Here is a 4,215-nt window from a genome sequence, read left to right as displayed (position 1 = left end):
GTCCTCGGGGGCGGGGGTGGCCTTTGCGGTGGACAGCAGAGGGAGGAGTGGCGTGCGGTGCGTCAACTCGACCGTTGTGGGCGGGAGTTTGGGTGCCGGGGACGGGACCGGCTCGTCGGGGACCTGCGTGTGGCGGGCGATGACCTCGCGGAAGGCGTGGTACTTCGGGCCGGGGTCACCGTGCTCGGTGAGGGGGGCGTCGTAGTCGTACGAGGTGACGGTGGGGGCGTACGTGTGGTGGTGGTTGGCGCCGTTCGTGAAGCCGAAGTTGGTGCCGCCGTGGAACATGTAGATGTTCACGGAGGCGCCCGCCGAGAGCAGGCGGTCCAGGTCTGCGGCGGCGTCCTCCGTGTCCCTGCCGTGGTGCGGGCCGCCCCAGTGGTCGAACCATCCGATCCAGAACTCGGCGCACATCAACGGGCCTTGGGGCTGGTGTTCGCGCAGGCGCTCCAGCGAGCGGTCGATACGGCCGCCGAAGGTGCCCGTGGCGAGGACGCCGGGGAGGCTGCCCTTGGCGAGGTGCTCGGGGTCGGCCTGGTCGCAGGTGAAGAGCAGTTCCTCCACGCCGCGGGTGCGCAGGGCGGCCTCCAGGTGCTTGAGGTACGCCGTGTCGTCGCCGTAGGCGCCGTACTCGTTCTCCACCTGTACGGCGATGACCGGGCCGCCGGACGCGGCCATGTGCGGGAGGAGTGGCGGGAGGAGGAGGTCCAGGTAGCGGTCGACCGCGCCCGTGAAGCGGGGGTCGCTGCTGCGGAGGCGGATGTCCGTGTCCGCGGTCAGCCAGTGGGGCAGGCCGCCGCCGTCCCACTCCGCGCAGATGTACGGGCCCGGCCGGAGCAGGACGTGCAGGCCCTCCGCGGCGGCGAGGCGCAGGAAGCGGGGGAGGTCCAGGAGTCCGTCCAGGACGAGGGTGCCTGGTTCCGGCTGGTGGAGGTTCCAGGGGATGTACGTCTCCACCGTGTTCAGGCCCATGAGGCGGGCCTTGTGCAGGCGGTCGGGCCAGTGGTCGGGGTGGACCCGGAAGTAGTGGAGGGCGCCGGAGATGATCCTCAGGGGGGTGCCGTTGAGGAGGAAGCCGTCGGGGGTGGTGGTCAGGGCGGTCATCTGGGATCCCTTCGGGGGTGGGGTGCGGGTGCGGGTCCTGCGGGTGCGCGTTGTGCGGGTGCGGGTTGTGCGGGTGCGGGTCGTTGTGCGTGGTTGTCGGGCGCCTGTCGGTCGTGGGTGGGTCGGGGTCGTGGCGGTGCGGCCAGCCCGTCGCAAGTTGGGCGTACTGCTGCCCGCTGGCACAGTCGGACGTGGCAGTGACGGACTACGCGACGGGCTGCGCCGCACCGCCACGACCCACTCCCCTGGTACAGCGGCTGCGGGCGCGATCGGCCGATGTCCCGACCCGTTGTCCGGTACGGCGGCTGTCGGCGGGGTCTGTCATGGGTGGGGGTTCTCCGTGCGGGTTGCGCGGATCAGCCAGAGGGTGGCTGTCAGGCAGGCTGCGGAGGTTGCGGCCAGGAGGAGGGGTACGGCCTTGATGTCGGACCACTCGATGACCTTGCCGAGGGAGGGGCCTGCGGCCACTCCGCCGATCATGGAGGCGGCGATGACCAGGGCGCCCGCTCGGGCGGCGCCGGGGGCGGCCCGGTGCAGCCAGGGGAGGCCGGTGGGGAAGATCGGTGCGATGAAGAGGCCTACGCCGGCGTAGGCGTACGGCGCCAGGTCGGGTACGGCGGCCAGGAGCAGGCAGGCGGTCATGCCCGCGCAGGAGACGGTGATGATCGCCGGAGCCGAGAAGCGCAGGGCGAGGGGCGCCACCAGGAAGCGGCCGACCGTCATCATCAGCCAGTAGACGGAGGTGGCCGTCGCGGCGATCCCCGCGCCGTAGCCGACGGTCTCCAGATGGGTGGGTTCCCAGCCGCCCACTCCGGCCTCGATGCCGACGTGCAGGACGTAGAGGGCCACGAAGACGGTGAGGATGGACGTCAGGCTGCGGGTGAGGGGGGTCGTGGTGGTGGCGGGGGTCTCCGTGGGGTTCGGTGCCTTCTCCCGTACGCCCTTCAGGCAGAGGAGCAGGGGCAGGTTGGCCACGGCGACGGCCAGGAAGATCGCGGGGTAGTGATCGGCGCCCGCCGCGCCGATCAGGGCCGGGCCGAGGATCGCTCCGATGCCGAAGTGGGCGTTGAGGATGTTCAGCATCGCGGCGGAGCGGTGGCCGAAGCCGACGGCGAAGAGTTGGTTGAGGCCGTAGTCGATGCCGCCGAAACCGAGTCCTGCCAGGAGGGCGGCGGTGAGGGCCGTGGGCCAGTTCGGGGCCAGCGCGAAGCCTGCGGCGCCGGTGGCCATGAGGAGGTAGGAGGCGGCGAGGATCCGTCTGTTGCCGATCCTGCCGTAGAGGCGGTCGAAGAGGAGAACCCCGGCTACGCCGCCCACGAAGTGTGCGCTCAGTGCCAGTCCGGCGGTGGAGGGCGACAGTCCGAAGTCCTGGCGGAGGGCCGGGATCGCGGGGCCGTAGAGGGCCTGGAGGGCACCGATCAGGACGAAGCCGACGCAGGAGGCGGCTGTCGCCATGGGGGTGAAGACCGGGCCGGGACCGGGGGTGGTCAGCGGGGGGTGACGCATCGTGGGCTGATCGGTCACGCGGACTCCTGGGGCGGCGGCGGCTTGGTGTGTGTGACTCCGACGGGGTCGAATGTTACCGGTAACATGCCGGGGACAGTCAAGGCGTTTACCGGGGTGAGCCGGAGACGCGAGGTCTGCACGACGCGGGCCTCTTGTATGACTCCGGCCGCAGCCCCTGAGCGTTCCTGCCGGTCAGTACGGCGCCGCTCGATCACTCATGGCAGTGAAGACCTGCGGACCAGGCAAATCCGATTACCGGCCTACCTGTTGATCCGGTGACATCCGAAGATCAGCAGGAGGAGTTCACGTTGTCCATCAGGTTCGCGGCACGCATGGCCACGGCTCTCGCGACGGTCGCCGCCGTGCTCTTATCCGGTTCCCCGAACGCGCACGCCGGAGCGGCCGGGTCCACTCCCGTGCAGACCTTCGAGTACAGCGTGGCGGCATGACCATGAAGATTCCCACCGGCTGCATGTTCACGCACATCATCCGTGGCAGCGGCAAGAAGATCAGCTACCAGAACGCCGGTGTGGACTGCGCCTTCGTGGGCGCTCTCAGCAGCGGTTTCTGCAACTGGCGCATCGACTTCACCTACGCCGACACGAGCAGCCGGAACCTACCGGACCTCACGCGGCAGGACCCACAACAAGTGCAAGATCGACCCGATTGCGGAACAACTCTCCGCAGACACTGCCTCGTTACGGCAAGGCGTGTGCCCGGCTCTACGTCACCGGGGTTCAGCGCGCCAGCCAGTGCCACCACGTCACGAAGTGAGTTCCTCCATGGTCGAGCAGCAGCATCAGCAAGGAAGTGACGCGTCGGAGCAAGCGCGGCGCAGGAGGACCGGGGTCGTGGGATTCCTCTGCGGGCTGCTGGCTTCGCTCGCCTTCTTCGCCTTCTTTCCCGGGCTGCCCCATGTCATCGACGTGGGCGCGATCGTCGTCTCCGTCGTGGTGGGAGTCCTGACGCGGTGGGCTTGCCTGGCCCGGTGGGAGCGGCGGGCGCGGAGGGAGTGAAGGGGGACGGGCCGGACAGCCGTTCGGGTGCGGTCTTCGGTGTCGGGGCGGGCACGGGTTGGTCGCGACATGGTGTTTTCCGGGTGCGGGGGGTGAGGGCCGGGGACCATGCCGGGCATGGGGAGAGATCGGTACGTCGATTTTCTGCGGGCCTGGGCTATTGGGCTGGTGGTGCTCGGGCACTGGCTGATCACCGGGCTGGAGCGGCATTCCGATGGGAGTATCGGGGCGCCGGAGATGTTGGCGACCGTGCCGTGGACGCAGTGGCTGACCCTCGGATTTCAGGTCATGCCGCTGTTCTTCCTGGCGGGCGGGTACGCGGCCGGCGGGTCCTGGGTTCGGGCGCGTGACGCCGGTGGGACCGTCGGCGGGTGGGTGGGGCAGCGGGCGCTGCGGTTGCTGTTGCCCACGGCGGCGTACAGCGGGCTGGTGCTGCTGGCCGTCGGGGTGTGCGGCGCGGTCGGTGTCGATCGGGACACCCTTGCGCTGGTGGGGTGGGCGATGGCCATGCAGTTCTGGTTTCTGCCCGTCTATCTGGTGATCACCGCTCTGACTCCGGTGCTGTACGGCCTTCATCTGCGGTGGGGGC

6 protein-coding genes are annotated in these 4,215 nt (G+C 69.8%); 4 read left to right on the top strand and 2 right to left on the bottom strand.

From position 1 onward, the window contains the following. A partial coding sequence (locus BZL64_RS37505) for a glycoside hydrolase family 35 protein (protein WP_143663439.1) occupies nt 1–1,104 on the bottom strand: 1,104 nt, incomplete at its 3' end. 321 nt (nt 1,105–1,425) lie between these two features. Continuing rightward, nucleotides 1,426–2,610 (bottom strand): MFS transporter, encoded by a 1,185-nt coding sequence (locus tag BZL64_RS37500; RefSeq protein WP_086773445.1) that lies wholly within the window; start codon nt 2,608–2,610, stop codon nt 1,426–1,428. A 308-nt stretch (nt 2,611–2,918) separates the two neighbouring features. Between BZL64_RS37500 and BZL64_RS40030 the strand changes: the two genes are divergently transcribed. From BZL64_RS40030 to BZL64_RS37485, 4 genes are all read left to right on the top strand, one after another. Further along, nucleotides 2,919–3,059 (top strand): hypothetical protein, encoded by a 141-nt coding sequence (locus BZL64_RS40030; RefSeq protein ID WP_158101591.1) that lies wholly within the window; start codon nt 2,919–2,921, stop codon nt 3,057–3,059. Next, nucleotides 3,056–3,424 (top strand): hypothetical protein, encoded by a 369-nt coding sequence (locus BZL64_RS37495; protein ID WP_244205789.1) that lies wholly within the window; start codon nt 3,056–3,058, stop codon nt 3,422–3,424. Before BZL64_RS40030 ends, BZL64_RS37495 begins: the two co-directional genes overlap by 4 nt. A gap of 37 nt (nt 3,425–3,461) precedes the next feature. Continuing rightward, nucleotides 3,462–3,626 carry a hypothetical protein gene (locus BZL64_RS37490; RefSeq protein WP_308432341.1) on the top strand — a complete coding sequence of 55 codons (165 nt, stop codon included), beginning with the start codon at nt 3,462–3,464 and terminating at the stop codon, nt 3,624–3,626. 117 nt (nt 3,627–3,743) lie between these two features. Then, a partial coding sequence (locus BZL64_RS37485; RefSeq protein WP_143663438.1) for an acyltransferase family protein occupies nt 3,744–4,215 on the top strand: 472 nt, incomplete at its 3' end.

Origin of the sequence: Streptomyces bobili (assembly GCF_002154575.1) — a bacterium.
GTDB classification, from domain to species: Bacteria; Actinomycetota; Actinomycetes; order Streptomycetales; family Streptomycetaceae; genus Streptomyces; species Streptomyces bobili.
This window is presented reverse-complemented; position numbering and strand designations above follow the sequence as displayed.